Here is a 17,574-nt window from a genome sequence, read left to right on the forward strand (position 1 = left end):
TTCCGCGAAAATTCGGAAAATATTAATTTCTGGTATCTTGAACCCACACCTGTCATTCAGGAGGAAATTATTTGGCTGCCTACTAAATAGTTTCCTCCTGAATGACAGGTGTGGGGTTATTAATTCTATATTATTTAAACTTTTGCATAACAGCAGTATATAAAGCTTACGAAAAATAAATCCGGAAGATAAGGGTAATCCGCCCGTCTAAAATTGCGAAGCGTCGTTTATCGTATAAATTTGCTCCAGATAATATTTGAAAACTATGAAAGAAGAAGTAGAAGCCTTTTTCCGGTCGTTTCAGGATGATTTATGCCGTGCTTTGGAAACCTGCGACGGCGGAGCAATATTTGCCGAAGATTTGTGGTATAAAGGCGAAGGAGAAGGCGGCGGCCGCACCCGTATAATTCAGAACGGGAACGTGCTGGAAAAAGGCGGCGTATTATTTTCGGCGGTTACCGGTACGTTGCCCGAGCCGGCCGCCAAAGCGTTGTTATTGCCCGACCCGCATTTTTTTGCCACCGGTGTTTCGGTGGTGTTGCACCCTACAAGCCCCATGGTGCCCATTACCCACATGAATGTGCGGTATTTTGAGGCAGGCAACGGCGAAGCCTGGTTTGGCGGCGGCATTGATTTAACCCCGATTTATTTAGATAAAGCTCAGGCCATAAACTTTCATAAAGCGTTAAAACAGGCCTGCGACCAGCACCACGTGGGCTACTACGAAGAGTTTAAAAAATGGGCCGATGATTATTTTTACCTGACGCACCGACAGGAAACCCGCGGCGTGGGCGGTATATTTTTCGACCGGTTGTTGGCTACCCCGGAAATTAGCCTGGCCGATCGGTTTGCCTTTGTACAATCAGTTGCGAATACGTTTGCCCCGGTTTATACCAGTATTATGAACCAGAACCGGGATTTACCTTACACCTCCGAGCAAAAGCAATGGCAATTATTACGGCGGGGCCGCTACGTAGAATTTAACCTGGCCCTGGACCGCGGCACGCGTTTTGGGCTGGAAACCGGCGGCCGCACCGAATCTATCCTAATGAGTTTACCGCCGCTGGCAGGCTGGGAATATAATTACCAACCCGAACCTAACAGCCTGGAAGCCGAAACAATGCAATATTTGAAAAAAGATATCGACTGGATTAATTTATAACGCCCGTGCTGGAATACCTGAAAGAACTAGACATTAGATTATTTGATTATCTCAACGGCTATACCCATACGTTCTGGGATGCTTTTATGATCCAGATTTCGGATCGTAAATTCTGGTTTCCGCTGTATGCCTTCCTGCTGTTTTACCTGATATACACCTTCCGGAATAAAAGCATCCTGAAGTTAATAGCCATTGGCTTAACCATTGCCGCCGCCGATGGTATATCGGCCCAAATTATTAAGCCGCTGGTTGCCCGCTTACGACCCTGCCACGATGCAGCCCTGGCCGACATAGTCGTAATTATTGATCGGTGCGGCGGGCAGTTTGGCTTTGTTTCGTCGCATGCCGCCAATACTTTTGGCTTGGCCATGATTGCCGCCATGTTACTCGATAAGCGGTATTTCTATTTTAAATTATTTCTTTTTATATGGGCCGCTTTTATATCATACAGTCGTGTTTACCTGGGCGTACATTACCCCGGCGATATTTTGGGCGGCGCTATATTGGGAATATTATTAGGTTATTTAATTGGCTTGTTGTACTGGTGGGCACGCAAACGTTATTACCCCGAAAAGCCCGCTGAAGCATAATACGCCAGCTTAAAAACTATTCTGAAAAATATTAACTGGTTTATCTCCTAGGGTTTTTCCTGCGTATAGCTTATTCTGAAATTTTTAAAAAACTATGAGCGAAACAAAGAAAACAACCAACCCAAAAGAAATTCAGGAATGGGCCAAAAAGCACGGTGGCATCCCAACCATAATTAAGGGCACCGATAAAAAAGGTAAAGGCGAAGGTTTACTGCGGATTCATTTTCCGGAAAAAAGCGATCAGGACGATAATTTTGAAGAAATAAGTTGGGAAGAATTTTTTAAAGAATTTGACCACAGCAAACTAGCGCTGCTCCACGACCCCAACGGCAACTTTAACAAACTGGTTAACCGCGATTAAACAAAGAAGGCCGCACTTGTTAGTGCGGCCTTCTTTGTTTATCCGTTTTCCTAAATTATACTCTTGTTAAATAGAAACTGCGCTTTAAAAAGCGTATTTGTCATCCTGAGCTTGTCGAAGGATTTAATACGGTTTTATAATAATCGGTTCAGCTATTTCGACAAGCTCAACATAACCACAATAACGTTAGTAAATTATTTACTTGATAATGATATTATTTATTAGCCAAAATCCGGGCGATATATTTCCCGATAATATCAAACTCCAGGTTAACGCGGGTGCCGGGTTTTACCTTGTTTAAGTTGGTGTGCTCGTAGGTATACGGAATAATAGCAACCGAAAAATTACTGGGGCCGGAGTTTACTACGGTTAAACTAATGCCGTTTACGCAAACCGAACCTTTCTCGACGGTAATATTGCCGGGTGCCGGATCGTACGCAAATGTAAAAAGCCAACTCCCGTCCTGGTTTATAACTTCCGTACAAACCGCTGTTTGGTCTACGTGGCCTTGCACAATATGCCCGTCGAAGCGCCCGTTGGCAGCCATGCACCGTTCCAGGTTTACCGCATCGCCCACCTGTAAATCGTTCAGGTTGGTTTTTTGCAGTGTCTCGTCTATGGCAGTTACGGTATAAGTATTTGGCTGCAAATCCACTACGGTTAAACACACGCCATTATGGGCTACGCTCTGGTCAATTTTCAATTCTGCTACAAAAGGGCAAGTCAGGGTAAAATGCTTATTCGTGCCTTCCTCCCGAATATTTATTACCTGGGCCTGCGCTTCAATTATGCCTGTAAACATTACTATTTAGTTGAATAATGAATATTTATATTTTAAGCAGCTATCTGAATAATATTTCTTTATCTGATTGCTGATACTATTTGTTTTAACAATTTAACAATTGGTTTAAGTTGCTTTAATTTAAAAAGCAACCTAGATTTTAGGTTACTAAATACTAATTTCGCAATCCATTTATTAAAAGCTTCCGATTAACGTAAAATAACTTAGAAGCTATTTAAAACCTTATTGGTGCAAAAACCAAGTATTCGGCAAAAATAAGATTAATTTTAATTCATGTTTACAGATAGCTACAAACATAAAGGAATGCGAAACGGATTGGTCCGGCTTATCCGGGAAAAAGGAATCCGCGACGAGCGGGTGCTGCAGGCTGTAGCCGAAGTGCCCCGGCATTTCTTTTTCGAAAAAGCCTTTCTGGAACATGCTTACCAGGACAAAGCTTTTCCGATTGGTGAAGGCCAAACCATTTCGCAGCCTTACACCGTAGCTTATCAAACCGAATTACTGGAAGTGAAGCCTACCGATAAGGTGCTGGAAATTGGCACTGGCTCGGGTTACCAATGCTGGATTCTGCTTAAAATTACGCCCAATGTATATACCATCGAGTACAACAAAGTTTTATACCAGAAGGCGGTAAACTTTTTTAAAGCTATGAATCTTGTGCCCAAAACATTTCTGGGCGATGGCTCGCAGGGCTTACCGGCGTATGCACCTTTCGATAAAATATTGGTTACAGCCGGTGCCCCGGTTATTCCAAAAAATTTGCTGTCGCAGTTAAAAGTAGGTGGCATATTGGTTATTCCGGTGGGCGATGCTACTAACCAAAAAATGATACGGGTTACCCGCGTGGAAGCCGATGAATTTACCCGCGAAGAATTCGATAATTTTAAATTTGTGCCTTTATTGGGCAAATCCGGCTGGAATTTATAAACAGAATATTCCGGCTACCTTTCTTTAAAAGCAATCTTATAGCTTACCTTTGCAGCTTTAAACAACATACATGAAAAAGCAAAAAAGTGTAAAAGCATCCTTCACCACCATGACGGAACTGGTTTTACCTAACGATACCAATACGCTTAATAATTTAATGGGCGGCCGCATGATGCACTGGCTCGATATTGTTTCGGCTATTTCGGCGCAAAAGCATTCTAACCGCATTGTGGTTACTGCCTCGGTAGATAACGTTTCTTTTAAAAACAGTATTAAATTAGGCAGCGTAGTTACCCTGGAAGCGCAGGTAACCCGCTCCTTTAATTCTTCAATAGAAGTGCACGTAAATGTTTATGCCGAAGATATTCCGTCGGGCACCAAATTTAAATCGAACGAGGCATTTTTAACTTTTGTGGCCGTGGACCAATCGGGCAACCCCATTGATGTACCCGAAGCCATACCGGAAACCGAAGAAGATATGCGTTTGTACGAAGGGGCCTTGCGCCGCCGGCAATTACGGTTGGTGCTGGCTGGCCGCATGAAGCCTGAAGAAGCCGTAGAGCTAAAATCAATATTTAACTTGCAGCAGGAATAAAATGACCGAACCGGAATTATTACCTTTTTACCAGCATTTTTATTCCGAAAGCTTGTTTATTCTTCCGGAAAATATGCTGGCGCAAACAGGGAGTCCAGAATCAGTGCCGCCTGAAACTGCTACTGCACCATTATTAACAACCGAAGAAGATATTAGTGGCGATATTCTGGTAAGTAAAAGTTTTTACATAACCGGCGAAAATAAAAAAGGGTTGGTATTGCTGTTTTCTTTACCCGAAAAAGAGTTTGCCGTTTTACCCCAGAATAATTTCCTGACCAAAATATTAGCCGCTATTCAGCACACCCCCGCCGATGTGGCTTACGTAAACCTGGAACCTAAGTATAAGGTTAATATTTTTGATTTATCGAAAGAAACAAAGGTGCAGCAGGTAGTTTCTTTTGGCAAAGATTTAGTTGATTTGGCAACTGGCTTTCAAATTCACTTATATAAACCGGCCGCTATTGGGCAAGTACCTTTACTCCTCGCCGACCCGTTGGAATACATTGAGAATGATGTAAACCGGAAAAAATATTTGTGGAGCGGCTTACAGGCAATATTTCTAAATAAATAATACTAAGTAAGTGGAAAGTTATAAGTAATAAGTTTTAAATGTATAAACTATTGAAATAGAATACCATATTGAAATTTGTATATTAAAGTAATTTTGTCCCCTTACTTAATAGTATTTAGGCATCGCATTATTTGGGTATTGCGCTCAAAATATTGCGGTCATCCTGAGCTTGTCGAAGGATCTATAACAGCATTGTAAAAGTAGATTTAGATGTTTCAACAAGGTCGTCATGACTACAATAATGTAAGCCCATTGACCAATAAATATTTATATACCCTTGTAAATTTTTCTAGCATATTGGTTTAAAACAAAAATGCCTTCCATTACAGAAGGCATTTTTGTTTTTATTAAACTTTAATTTTTACTTCAGTAAAGAAGCTAATTTTTCTTCTAAAGAAGGGCCGCGCAGGTTTTTGGCAATAATTTTACCTTCTTTATCTAAAAGCAAAGTTTGCGGTATAGCCTGAATATTATATAATTTGGCGGCGCTGCTCTCCCACCCTTTCAGATCCGAAACATGCGGCCAGGTAAGCTTATCTGCGTCAATCGCCTTCAACCATTTCTCCCGCGATTCATCCAACGATACCCCAAATATTTCGAAGCCTTTGTCTTTATACTGGTTGTACATGCGCACCACGTTTGGGTTTTCCTGGCGACAAGGCCCGCACCAACTAGCCCAGAAATCAACCAACACATACTTGCCGCGCAACGAAGATAGGGAGACGGATTTGCCATCTGGTGTAGGTAAGTTAATGTCCGGTGCCGGTTGCCCTACCGCTACATTCCGGAGCGTACTTAATTTAGAAGTTAGCGCTTTGGTAAATTTAGAATCCGGAATGGTTTTGTTATAGGCAGTGGCCATGCTATCGGCAAAGGCAAATTCTTCGTCGGGGTTAATCAGGCTAAGCGTGGCAAAAGCCGAAACCACCGAGTTGGGTTTAGACCGGATTATAGCTTTTAATTTTTTACTGTTGGCTTTTTGCAAATCCATAAACTTTTGCTGCAATACCGGCAACGAATCTTCCTGGCGGGCATTCTGGGCCGCTACAAAACGTTTTTCCAGTTTAGCGCCATCCTCCTGCATACCATTTAACACACTCTCAACGGCTTTCAGATTATCGGTTTCTTTAGAACCTTTAATGGTGCTGGTTTTCCGTAAATCTTTGGCATCGGCGGTAACCTCAATCCGTTGCGTATCTACCACCAATAATACCATGTTCTGGTCGTTCAGCGAAATCCGGTAAATGCCCGGATCGTCGGCTTTGCCGGTAAATTCAAAAGAACCGTCGCTTTTAACCTCGGCGGTATCTCGGTAAACAAACTGCTGCTCGCCTAATTCACTCAGGTAAATATTGCCGGAGGCCTGGTTTTGCAGTTTACCTTTAATGGTAAAACCATCTTCCTTCGTTTCGTTTTTAGACCCAATTTTATTACAACCACTAAAAGCAGCGGTTGCTAAAAAACAAGCCAATACAAAATTCTTTTTCATTTTAATATTTTTAAAACCTTTACAGGCTGTTTCGAAAATTATTAACCAGGCTAAAATCTAAGAACGAACTAACCGGAACAACCTGTATGGCACTACAAAACTTATAGGGCTTTTAGTTTCTCCTGCAACAGTTTATTCGTGGTTTTCGGGTCGGCTTTGCCTTTGGTCAATTTCATTATTTCGCCCATAAACATACCCACCAATGCCGTTTTACCAGCTTTGTATTCAGCTACTTTCTTCGGATTATTTTGCAGAACCTGGTCTATAAAGCCCACCAAAGCATTATCATCCGATTCCTGAATCAGGTTTAATTCTTCGGCGGCCGCCAAAGCCATTGTGGCCGGATTTTTTACCAGGTGCGGGAAAATATTTCGCGTAGCGGCGGTATGGTTAATTTTATTACTATCTACCAACGAAATTATTTCGGCAATTTGGGCGGGTTGCAACGGAAACTCCGAAACGTGCAGCGCCAACTCGTTCAGGTACGATTTTACCGGACCCATCACCCAGTTAGATGCCGCTTTATAATTAGTAGTATGCTGACAAACCTGGTCGAAATATTCCGCAATCTCTTTGGTGTCGGTTAATACATTGGCATCGTACTCGGGCAAACCAAATTCTTTGGTAAACTTGGCATAGAGCTCGTGCGGCAAGCTGGGCATCTGGCGGTGAATGCGGTCGAGCCACTCATCCGAAATAACCAGCGGCGTTAAATCCGGCTCTGGAAAATACCGGTAGTCGTTCATCGATTCTTTGGAGCGCTGGCCGGAAGTTAGGCCGGTATTGGCATCAAAGCCCCGGGTTTCCGACTCAATCGTTTCGCCGGCTTCCAGCATCGCAATCTGGCGTTCAATTTCGTGGTCGATGGCCCGCTGCACATTCCGGAACGAGTTCATGTTTTTAACCTCCACCTTGGTACCAAATTTATCGGCGCCTTTCAGCATCACCGAAACGTTGGCATCGCAGCGCAGCGAACCTTCTTCCATGTTGCCATCGCAAATATCGAGGTAGCGCACCAATTTTTTAATTTCTACGAGGTAAGCATAAGCTTCATCGGAGTTATGAATATCCGGCTCCGATACAATTTCAATCAGCGGTACACCGGCGCGGTTAAAATCAACCAAAGTTTCGGTTTCACCGGCTAAGTGCATCGATTTACCGGCATCTTCTTCCATGTGAATGCGGGTAATATGAATATTTTTCTCCTGCCCGTCGGCTAGTTGTATAGCCACAAACCCTTTCTGGCAAATCGGGGTTTTATCCTGGGTAATCTGGTAGCCTTTTGGCAAATCCGGATAAAAATAATTTTTACGCGCAAAAATATTGGTGCGGGTAATTTCGCAATTAGTGGCCAAGCCCATTTTAATAGCAAAATCTACGGCTTGTTTGTTCAGCCGCGGCAAAGTGCCCGGATGCCCCAACGTAATGGCACTAATATTGGTGTTGGGCAGCGAACCATACTCTGTTGTATCGGCGGTAAAAGCTTTGCTATTGGTAAGTAACTGGGCGTGTACTTCTAAACCGATAATAGGCTGGTATTTGTCTAATATTTCTTTATCCATTGGATGAGGATAATATTTTTTATACGTTTTAAATAATTCTTTTTAAACAGGAATAAGCCAACTAGCTAAACAGCTTTGTAATATTAAACCGCAATTGCTTTGGTAATCAGTTCTTCGGCTTTGACTGGAATAGCTGCTAAACCGCTAACGTCCTTACCGCCGGCCGTGGCATAAAACGGCTGACCGCCGCCGCCACCTTTAATTTCTTTCGCCAGTTCTTTTACCAGCGCCACGGCATTCAGGCCTTTTTCGGCTACTAAATTATCCGACAGCATCACGGCTAACTGCGGCTTACCGTCTATTTCGGCGGTTAATACCAGCACCAGATTTTCGGGTACTACATTCCGGATATCGTAAGCCAGTTTCTTCAAATAATCCGCGGAACTAACATCGGCCTTTTCGGCAATCAGGGTAATGTTCTCTACTTTTTTGGCCAGGCTGATGAGCGTATGCTTCTGGTTAGCCAGTTGTTTTAATTCAAACTGCTCCAGTTGTTTTTTCAGGCTGATGTTTTCTTCGAGCAGGCGTTCTACGTTTTTCGTTAAACTACCCTGCTGCCCTACTAATTCTTTCACAGCTTCCAGTTGCTGCATTTGCTCCTGTACGTATTGCTCAGCAGCCACCGCCGTAACCGCTTCAATACGCCGTACGCCGGCGGCTACAGAGCTTTCGGATACAATTTTACAAAAACCTATTTCGCCGGTGCTGGGCACGTGAATACCGCCGCACAACTCCACCGAAAAATCTTTATCAAAAGTAATTACCCGCACAAATTCGCCGTACTTTTCGCCGAATAAGGCCATCGCACCTAAGGCTTTGGCTTCGGCAATTGGTACATTGCGTTGCTCATTTAAAGGAATATTCTGGCGAATACGTTCATTAACAATATTTTCTACATCGCGCAACTGGTCCTCGGTTACTTTGGTAAAATGCGAAAAGTCGAAACGCAGTAATTTCTCGTTTACCAAAGAACCTTTCTGGTTTACGTGCTCGCCCAATATTTCTTTTAAAGCGGCGTGCAACAAGTGCGTAGCCGAGTGGTTTTTCTGAATCAGCGAACGCCGGCCGGTATCTACCAAACAGGTTAAAGGAGAATTAAGATCCTGCGGTAAATCGTGGGTAATATGAATAATCAGGTCATTTTCCTTTTTCGTATCCAGCACTCGCACCTGGCTCAGTTCGGATTCCAGGAAACCAGTATCGCCCACCTGTCCGCCGCTCTCAGCATAGAAAGGCGTTTTATCCAGCACCAAGTGGTATTCGGTTTTGTTTTTGGTCTTCACCTGCCGGTATTTTACCAGACGGGCTTCGGCCGTAACATTATCGTAGCCGATAAAAGCGGTTTCGGCTTCGTCGTTCAGGATAACCCAGTCGCTTTGCTCGGCCTGGGCCGCGTTGCGGGAGCGGTTTTTCTGCTCCTGCATTTCTTTTTCAAAGCCGGCTTCGTCAATATTAAAGCCGTTTTCTTTTGCAATAAGAGCTGTTAAATCCGCCGGAAAACCAAAGGTGTCGTATAATTCAAAGGCTGTTTTGCCGTCGATGATATTATTATTGGAAGTAAATTTATCGCGCAGGCTATCAATTCGTTTTAAGCCGTTTTCCAGGGTACGCAGAAATGCTAATTCCTCTTCTTCAATTACCCGTACTACAAAATTCTGCTGCGCTTTCAGTTCCGGGAATATTCCCAAAGTCTGATCAGCCAGTACCGGCACCAGTTTATACAAAAATGGTTTTTTAAAGCCCAGGAAGGTAAAGGCGTAACGCACCGCCCGGCGCAGAATACGTCGGATTACATAACCAGCTTTATTATTGGATGGCAACTGACCGTCGGCAATGGCAAAAGCAATGGCCCGGATGTGGTCGGCTAATACGCGGGTAGCAATATCTTTCTTTTCGTCGGTGCCGTAAGTGTAACCGGCTTCGCCGGCAATAAACTGGATCAGCGGCTGAAACACATCCGTATCGTAGTTCGATTGTTTGCCCTGAATGGCCATGCACAAACGCTCAAAACCCATTCCGGTATCTACGTGTTGGGCCGGCAGTTTCACCAAAGAGCCATCAGCCAGGCGGTTAAACTCCATAAACACGTTGTTCCAGATTTCTACCACCTGCGGGTGATCGTTATTTACCAAATCATAACCCGATTGCCGGGCCACTTCTTCGTCGGAACGTAAATCGATGTGAATTTCGGAGCAAGGACCACACGGACCGGTTTCGCCCATCTCCCAGAAATTATCTTTCTTGGAGCCAAACAAAATCCGCTCTTCGCTGCCTAATATTTTTTTCCAGATCTGGAAAGCTTCTTCGTCTTTGGGTAAGTTATCTTTTTCGTCGCCGCCAAAAACACTCACGTACATGCGCTCTTTGGGCAGGTTATATAATTCGGTGAGTAGTTCCCAGGCCCAGGGCAGCGCTTCTTTTTTAAAGTAATCGCCAAAGCTCCAGTTACCCAGCATCTCGAACATGGTGTGGTGGTAGGTATCGTAACCTACCTCTTCCAGGTCGTTGTGCTTACCCGATACCCGTAAACATTTTTGGGTATTGGCTACGCGGGCATAAGGTGCGGGTTTATTGCCCAGAAAATAATCTTTAAACTGGTTCATACCGGCATTGGTAAACATCAGCGTCGGGTCGTCTTTCACCACAATGGGGGCCGACGAAACAATGTGATGTTCTTTGGAAGCGAAAAAATCTAAAAATTTTTGCCGGATATCTGCTGCGTTCATAAATACTGTATTAACTTAATATTACCAGAACAGCTTTATTGGATATCTGAAAAAATAAGCTAATTTTTGCACCTTACTTTCTCTCCTGTATTGCCTGTTTCTGATTGGGGGCAAAAGTAGTATATTTTAAAAAGAAACGGTAATAACTCCTTAATTTATATACAGTGGCAACCCAAATGCCGGGCTACTGGTAAATAAATAACATTACACAAGCACTTATGCCTTTTAAGGAAAAAGATATAGAAAAACAATATTATAGCATTGGCGAGGTTGCGGCTATGTTTGAGGTTGCGCCTTCGCTGATAAGATTCTGGGAAACTGAATTTGAGGTACTGAAGCCAAAAAAGAGCAAAAAAGGTAACCGCCTGTTTACCCCCAAAGACATCGAAAACCTGCGCATTGTGTACCACCTGGTAAAAGAACGGGGCTTTACCATTCAAGGAGCCCGCGAAGTTTTAAAAAATAAAGGGGTGCAAACCAGAGATAAATACGAAATTATTCAATCGCTGGAAAAAGTGCGCGACTTCTTAACCCATATTAAAAATCAGTTAGGTTAATATTTTGGTTGCAAGTTAAAGGTTAAATGGTTTAAGGTGTTTCTTTAATCCTGTCTTCTTCATATCTTAAGGCTCTATGAATAATAAAATACCCTTTATTCTTTTCCTGTTAGGAATATTCTTGTGGAATTGTAACTCACCAGAAAAGCAGGTAGCAGCATCAACAACAGTAGACCCTAAAATTTTGCGGGCATTAATGGATTCCTCGGCTACGGCCTGGAACGAGGGCAGCCTGGAGGGGCACCTTTCCATTTACGATTCGGCGGCTACTTTTATGGGCGCTAATGGTTTAGTTAGTATACCTGAGGTAAAAGAGAAATTCCAGAAAAAATATTTTAACGGCTCTAAACCGGTACAGCATTTAGCTTTCGATGAAATTCAGATTAAGCCTTTGGGAGCAGATTTTGCCCTGCTAACGGGTAAATTTATATTAAGCGGCGGTAACCAACCCGAAAGAAGCGGCCGTTTTTCTTTGGTTTTGGGCAAAACTAAAACCGGCTGGAAAGTTTTGCACGATCATTCTAGCTAATTTTTGCGTTTAAGCTACCAGAGCAAAATCAGATAGTATGGGCGAAGAGTTAGTGTATGAAGTAGGCATTGGTTTATTACCCGGCATCGGCAATTATTTAACCCGAACGCTTATTAGTTACTGCGGCTCCGCTAAACAGGTTTGGCATGCGCCACCAAGTAAAATAGAAAAAATTCCCGGCATTGGTCCCACGGCTATTAACTCGCTTAAACAAGGCAAAAGTGTTTTAAAGCAAGCCGAAGCCATCTTAGCGCAAGCCCAAAAAGAAGAAGTTCAGGTATTATTTTACACCCACAAAAATTACCCCGACCGCTTAAAGCAAATTGCCGACGCGCCTACCCTGTTGTATTATAAAGGTAACTGCAGCTTAAACCAACGTAAAATCGTGAGCATTGTGGGCACGCGTAAAAGCACGGCCTACGGCAAAGAAATTACCGAACAAATTGTAAAAGACTTAACCAAGCACCAGGCCTTAATCTTAAGCGGACTCGCTTACGGCATTGATATTGCTGCCCACCGGGCCGCCACGCAATACAATTTGCCTACCGTGGGTGTTATGGCCAACGGTTTAGATACCATTTACCCGGCGGTGCACCGGAAAATTGCCGATAAAATGCTGGAGAATGGCGGATTACTTTCGGAAAATACTTTTGGCACCAAACCCGATGCCCATTTTTTCCCGGCCCGTAACCGCATTATTGCCGGCATGGCCGATGTTACCATCATTGTGGAGTCGGCCATAAAAGGTGGCACCCTGATTACCGCCGATATTGCCCACAGCTACAATAAAGATATAATGGCCGTGCCCGGCCCCATCACCAGCCCAGTTTCGGCCGGTTGCAACTACCTGATTAAGTCGCTTAAGGCAGCGGTTTATACCGAGTTAAAGGATTTAGAGGAGCTGCTGAACTGGGATTTAGAGAATGGAGATTCCCCAACGGGCAAATCTGGCTTGCACAAATACCAGGCAGAAGATTTTACGCCGGAAGAGTTTAAAATTATTCAGGTGCTTCAGGAAACTAAAGAAGAACAAATTGACACGTTGAGCTGGAAAACCCAAATTCCGATAAACCAGATTTCTTCTTTGTTATTGAGTTTAGAGTTTAAAGGTGTGGTTAAAGCCTTGCCGGGTAAAAAATTCAGCTTAATTTAACATGTTTGTTTCCTATAATTTCGGAATAATAACCGAACAAGATTTTGGGCTTTCCTACGCAAACCGGGGCTTTCAGTACAACGACGGTTTTTTCGAAACCTTAATATTTCACGAGGGGAAGATTCGCTTCTTAGATGATCACTTGGATCGGATAAAGCGAGCCATGCAGATTCTAAGCTTAACTCCGCTCCCGCATTTAACGGCCAGTTTTCTACAAACTCAAGTATTGGAGCTAATCCGGCAAAATAATATTAGCAGTGAAACCATCCGGATAAAAATTAATATTTGGCGAAAACCCGGTGGCTTGTTTACGCCCGAATCGGAAGAAGCAGAAATATTAATTACGGTTGCACCGCAGCAACCTTTTCCGGCAGTAATTGGTCAGGCTGATTTTTATAATGGATTGCCGAACCGCTTTACGCCTTTTTCCTTTTTTAAAGGCCCTTATGCCTTGCATTATGTGCAGGCAAGTATAGCTAAAAAGAAGGCCGGTTTAGATGAACTCATATTACTGGACGAGCAGGAAAATATTTCGGAGTGCCTGGTTTCTAATATTTTCTGGATTAAAAATAATCAGGTATTTACCCCTAGCCTGGAAACTGGCTGCATTGCCGGTATTATGCGGTTGAATATTTTACGCGCCTGTCAGATGTTAAAAGTTGAAGTATGGGAAGGAAATTATTCTAGATCCGATTTATCAGAAGCCGAAGCTGTATTTACTTCCAATGTTACCGGTTTACGTCCCATATGGGCAATTGGCCAGCAAATATTTGCAAATAATCACCCATTAATTTCCCAGTTACAAAAACTGGCACTGGCCTGATTCTTAATTATCCGCTCTAACTTAGGCAATAAACCTCTAAGTTATTTTTTAGCTAAAATCTACCTAAATATTAACTGCTGTTACACAAAAGCCAATATTATGGAAGTTTAAGTAACTCACTTGTGTCATTCAGGAGGAAACTATTTGGCTACCTGCTACATAGTTTCCTCCTGAATGACACGAGTGGACTCCAGAGACTAATATAAATTATACGTTTTAATTTACGTACTATTAATAATTTATTTGACAATGTTTGCTAATTATCAGATTGTCCACTTTTCAAATTAATTTTTTCCTGTTTTAGGGTAGATATACATTCTTGTATTTCATCAAAAAAGATCTGTTTTCGGAAGGCATCAAAAAAAATGCAGTTTTAAATAAAATGTTATTTCTTTACACCGCCAAAGCGATGATATGAAAGTTAAAAGCGCCGAAACGTTTTCGCTAATATTCATAAACCCAATTAGCAGATGATTTTAGATTATAAAAGTTATCTAATCTCTTTGTAGTTGGGATATTAACTAAAAATTAAAAAGTTTTTTCCCTTCCTGAAAGGGCAAGAAACTAAAGATAAAATGAATACGGAATTATTACAAAAATTAGCGGGTGAACTCGAAGGTGAATTGCACTTCGACACCACCATGCGAACCTTATATGCCACCGATGCCTCGGCTTACCGCGAATTTCCGCTGGCCGTGGCTTTCCCCCAGAATATTGCGGATATTAAAAAATTAATCACCTTCGCCCGTCGCGAAAAAACGTCGCTGATTCCGCGTACGGCCGGTACTTCACTGGCCGGTCAGGTAGTGGGCAACGGTATTGTGGTAGATGTTTCGCGTACCTTTACGCAAATTCTGGAATTGAATAAAGAAGAAGGTTGGGTGCGGGTGCAGCCGGGCGTAATCCGCGATGAACTAAATTTCTTCCTGAAACCGCACGGCTTATATTTCGGCCCCGAAACTTCTACGGCCAACCGCGCAATGATTGGCGGCATGGTCGGTAATAATTCCTGCGGCTCTAATTCCGTGGTATACCGCAGCACCCGCGAGCACGTGTTGTCAGTTAAGGCAATTTTGAGCGATGGTTCCGAAACGGAATTTACCAGCTTATCCCCCGCCGAGTTTGAAGCGAAATGCCAGGGTGAAGGCACCGCATCTGACTTGGAAACCCGCGTATACCAGGCCGTAAAAGCCATGTTGTCGCACCCCGAAACCCAAACCGAAATTCGCAAGGAATTTCCGAAGAAAACCGTGGAACGGCGAAACACCGGTTACGCGGTTGATTTATTGCTGGAGACCAATCCTTTTACTTCTGGCTCTGAAGATTTTAATTTCTGCAAATTAATCGCCGGTTCCGAAGGTACGTTGGCCTTCCTGACCGAAATAAAACTAAACGTAGTGGCGCTGCCGCCCAAGGAAATTGGCTTGCTTTGCGTCCATACCAACACCATCGACGAATCGTTGCGGGCCAACCTAATAGCATTGCAGCACAACCCGAGCGCCTGCGAACTCATGGACCACTACGTGCTGGAATGCACCAAAGCTAATATTGAGCAACGGCAAAACAGGTTTTTCGTGCAAGGCGATCCCGGAGCAATATTAGTAGTAGAAATTGCCAAGCACACGCCCGCCGAAGTACACGAAACCGCCGAGGCTTTAATTGCCGATTTAAAAGCGGCTGGTTTGGGCTATCATTTCCCCTTAGTTACCGGCCCCGATACAAAAAAAGTTTGGACTTTGCGGAAAGCCGGTTTGGGCTTGCTCTCGAACATTCCGGGTGATGCCAAACCAGTGGCGGTAATTGAAGATACGGCAGTGGATGTTAATGACTTACCGGATTTTATTGCGGAGTTTAATTTAATTCTAAAGCAGCACGATTTATACTGCGTGCACTATGCCCACGCGGGTTCCGGCGAGTTGCACCTCCGCCCCATCATTAACCTAAAAACCGTAGAAGGTAATCGTTTATTCCGGACCATTGCCGAAGAAATTGCCCGGCTGGTAAAAAAATACGGCGGTTCTTTGAGCGGCGAGCACGGCGATGGCCGTTTGCGCGGCGAATTTATTCCGTGGATGATCGGCGAAAAAAATTATCGCTTACTCGAAGAAATCAAGCGTACCTGGGACCCCAATAATATTTTCAACCCCGGTAAAATCGTGAAAACGCCGGCTATGGATACTAATTTACGGTACCAGGCGGGCCAGGAAACACCGGAGTTCGATACGGTATTTAAGTTCCGGAACGAACAAGGCATTTTGCGGGCAGCAGAGTTGTGCAACGGCTCCGGCGATTGCCGTAAAACGCAACTTACCGGCGGCACCATGTGCCCCAGCTACATGGCAACCCGCAACGAAAAAGATACTACCCGCGGCCGGGCCAACATGCTCCGGGAGTTTTTAACCAACTCGCCCAAAGCCAACCGCTTCGACCACCAGGAAATAATGGATACCATGGATTTGTGTATTTCCTGCAAGGGTTGCAAATCCGAATGCCCGTCTAACGTAGATGTAGCCAAACTTAAAGCCGAGTTCCTGCAGCATTATTACGATGCCAATGGCATTTCGCTGCGCACGCGCATGGTTGGTAATTATACCAAAGCCAACCAATTGGCCTCGGCAGCGCCAGGTATTTATAATTTCTTTGCCAAAAACAGCTTAACCGGCGATTTAACTAAAAAAATATTGGGCTTTGCTCCGCAGCGTTCTTTGCCTACGTTGCAGGAAACCACATTACGGGCTTGGTTTAAAAAGCACCTGAAAGAAACTAAAGCCACTAAGGCTACTAAAGGCGTAGTCAATTTATTCTGCGATGAATTTACCAATTACAATGATACTGATATTGGCATAAAAGCGGTGTTGCTGCTCGAAAAACTGGGCTACGAAGTACGCCTGCCCAAGCACGAAGAAAGCGGCCGGACTTACCTTTCCAAAGGGTTGGTACGGGATGCCAAAAAACTGGCGCAACGCAACGTAGCCTTATTAAAAGAGTTGGTAAATGCAGATGCGCCCTTAGTTGGCATTGAGCCATCGGCTATTCTGACCTTACGCGATGAATATTTAGATTTGATTGAGGACGACCAATTACCGGCGGCCAAGCAAATTGCCGCTAATAGTTGGTTAATAGATGAGTTCATTGCCATGGAGCGGTTTAAAGGCAATATTTCGCCGGAAGCTTTCACGCAGGAAAAACGCCACATCAAACTCCACGGCCACTGCCATCAAAAAGCACTATCGTCGCTGGTACATACCCAGAAGATGCTAACCTTGCCCACCAATTACTCCGTCGATATTATTCCGTCGGGCTGTTGCGGCATGGCAGGTTCTTTTGGCTACGAAGCAGAACATTATGACGTCTCGATGCAAATTGGCGAACTGGTATTATTCCCGACGGTGCGTAAAACGCCCGAGGATGTAATAATTGCCGCCCCCGGCACCAGTTGCCGCCACCAAATAAAAGATGGCACGGGCCGAAAAGCCATCCATACACTAGAGGTGTTATGGGATGCTTTAATAAAATAAAGAAAAAGTCTGATAAACAAAAAAGCAGCCTTAGAAGCTGCTTTTTGTTTATGGCTAAATCCAAATAATAAATATTATACCAAAGGAAGGTTGAACAGGCATTATTTTAAAGTAAAGGTTATTTGTTGTGCATTCAGGATGCTTTGGTATGCTGCGGTACTTTTTCAGCCTGTTTAGCTTTTATCAGTGCGGCCTTACTTCTGGAGTAG

At 43.8% G+C, this 17,574-nt stretch carries 15 protein-coding genes; 11 read left to right on the top strand and 4 right to left on the bottom strand.

The window, feature by feature from the left end; genetic code table 11:
- Positions 1-265 precede the first annotated feature (265 nt).
- The 3 genes from hemF (at position 266) to F0145_RS08100 (ending at position 2,113) form a co-directional block, all read left to right on the top strand.
- A complete protein-coding gene (gene hemF, locus F0145_RS08090) occupies positions 266-1,162 on the top strand; it encodes an oxygen-dependent coproporphyrinogen oxidase (protein ID WP_150087804.1) in 897 nt (298 codons plus the stop codon).
- 5 nt (positions 1,163-1,167) lie between these two features.
- Positions 1,168-1,752 carry a phosphatase PAP2 family protein gene (locus tag F0145_RS08095; protein ID WP_150087805.1) on the top strand — a complete coding sequence of 195 codons (585 nt, stop codon included), beginning with the start codon at positions 1,168-1,170 and terminating at the stop codon, positions 1,750-1,752.
- Between the two features lie 94 nt (positions 1,753-1,846).
- Positions 1,847-2,113 (top strand): hypothetical protein, encoded by a 267-nt coding sequence (locus F0145_RS08100; RefSeq protein ID WP_150087806.1) that lies wholly within the window; start codon positions 1,847-1,849, stop codon positions 2,111-2,113.
- A gap of 214 nt (positions 2,114-2,327) precedes the next feature.
- On the opposite strand, the gene F0145_RS08105 is transcribed toward F0145_RS08100, so the two are convergent.
- Positions 2,328-2,915: a riboflavin synthase gene (locus F0145_RS08105; protein WP_150087807.1), complete on the bottom strand. Its 588-nt coding sequence runs from the start codon at positions 2,913-2,915 to the stop codon at positions 2,328-2,330.
- Positions 2,916-3,188: 273 nt separating this feature from the next.
- Between F0145_RS08105 and F0145_RS08110 the strand changes: the two genes are divergently transcribed.
- The 3 genes from F0145_RS08110 to F0145_RS08120 all read left to right on the top strand — a co-directional run bounded on the left by F0145_RS08110 (position 3,189) and on the right by F0145_RS08120 (position 5,008).
- Positions 3,189-3,842 (top strand): protein-L-isoaspartate(D-aspartate) O-methyltransferase, encoded by a 654-nt coding sequence (locus F0145_RS08110; protein WP_150087808.1) that lies wholly within the window; start codon positions 3,189-3,191, stop codon positions 3,840-3,842.
- A gap of 70 nt (positions 3,843-3,912) precedes the next feature.
- A complete protein-coding gene (locus F0145_RS08115; protein WP_150087809.1) occupies positions 3,913-4,437 on the top strand; it encodes an acyl-CoA thioesterase in 525 nt (174 codons plus the stop codon).
- A gap of 1 nt (position 4,438) precedes the next feature.
- The gene (locus F0145_RS08120; protein WP_150087810.1) at positions 4,439-5,008 is read left to right on the top strand and encodes a hypothetical protein; all 570 of its coding nucleotides are present in this window, start codon (positions 4,439-4,441) and stop codon (positions 5,006-5,008) included.
- A 361-nt stretch (positions 5,009-5,369) separates the two neighbouring features.
- Here the strand turns inward: F0145_RS08120 and F0145_RS08125 are convergent, their stop codons facing one another.
- The 3 genes from F0145_RS08125 to alaS all read right to left on the bottom strand — a co-directional run bounded on the left by F0145_RS08125 (position 5,370) and on the right by alaS (position 10,785).
- Positions 5,370-6,497, bottom strand: coding sequence for a TlpA disulfide reductase family protein (locus tag F0145_RS08125; protein WP_150087811.1), 1,128 nt, complete (start codon positions 6,495-6,497; stop codon positions 5,370-5,372).
- A gap of 101 nt (positions 6,498-6,598) precedes the next feature.
- Positions 6,599-8,059, bottom strand: coding sequence for an Asp-tRNA(Asn)/Glu-tRNA(Gln) amidotransferase subunit GatB (gatB, locus tag F0145_RS08130; RefSeq protein WP_150087812.1), 1,461 nt, complete (start codon positions 8,057-8,059; stop codon positions 6,599-6,601).
- A gap of 83 nt (positions 8,060-8,142) precedes the next feature.
- Positions 8,143-10,785 (bottom strand): alanine--tRNA ligase, encoded by a 2,643-nt coding sequence (gene alaS / locus F0145_RS08135; protein ID WP_150087813.1) that lies wholly within the window; start codon positions 10,783-10,785, stop codon positions 8,143-8,145.
- 218 nt (positions 10,786-11,003) lie between these two features.
- Between alaS and F0145_RS08140 the strand changes: the two genes are divergently transcribed.
- The 5 genes from F0145_RS08140 to F0145_RS08160 all read left to right on the top strand — a co-directional run bounded on the left by F0145_RS08140 (position 11,004) and on the right by F0145_RS08160 (position 17,365).
- Positions 11,004-11,342: a MerR family transcriptional regulator gene (locus F0145_RS08140; protein WP_146903602.1), complete on the top strand. Its 339-nt coding sequence runs from the start codon at positions 11,004-11,006 to the stop codon at positions 11,340-11,342.
- Positions 11,343-11,418: 76 nt separating this feature from the next.
- Positions 11,419-11,871, top strand: coding sequence for a YybH family protein (locus F0145_RS08145; RefSeq protein ID WP_150087814.1), 453 nt, complete (start codon positions 11,419-11,421; stop codon positions 11,869-11,871).
- Between the two features lie 37 nt (positions 11,872-11,908).
- Positions 11,909-13,024 (top strand): DNA-processing protein DprA, encoded by a 1,116-nt coding sequence (dprA, locus tag F0145_RS08150; protein WP_150087815.1) that lies wholly within the window; start codon positions 11,909-11,911, stop codon positions 13,022-13,024.
- A 1-nt stretch (position 13,025) separates the two neighbouring features.
- Entirely contained in the window at positions 13,026-13,847 is an 822-nt protein-coding gene (locus tag F0145_RS08155) for an aminotransferase class IV (RefSeq protein WP_150087816.1), read from the top strand.
- Between the two features lie 575 nt (positions 13,848-14,422).
- Entirely contained in the window at positions 14,423-17,365 is a 2,943-nt protein-coding gene (locus F0145_RS08160; RefSeq protein WP_150087817.1) for an FAD-binding and (Fe-S)-binding domain-containing protein, read from the top strand.
- Positions 17,366-17,574: the final 209 nt, after the last annotated feature.

The organism is Adhaeribacter rhizoryzae, assembly GCF_008629685.1.
Lineage (GTDB): Bacteria > Bacteroidota > Bacteroidia > Cytophagales > Hymenobacteraceae > Adhaeribacter > Adhaeribacter rhizoryzae.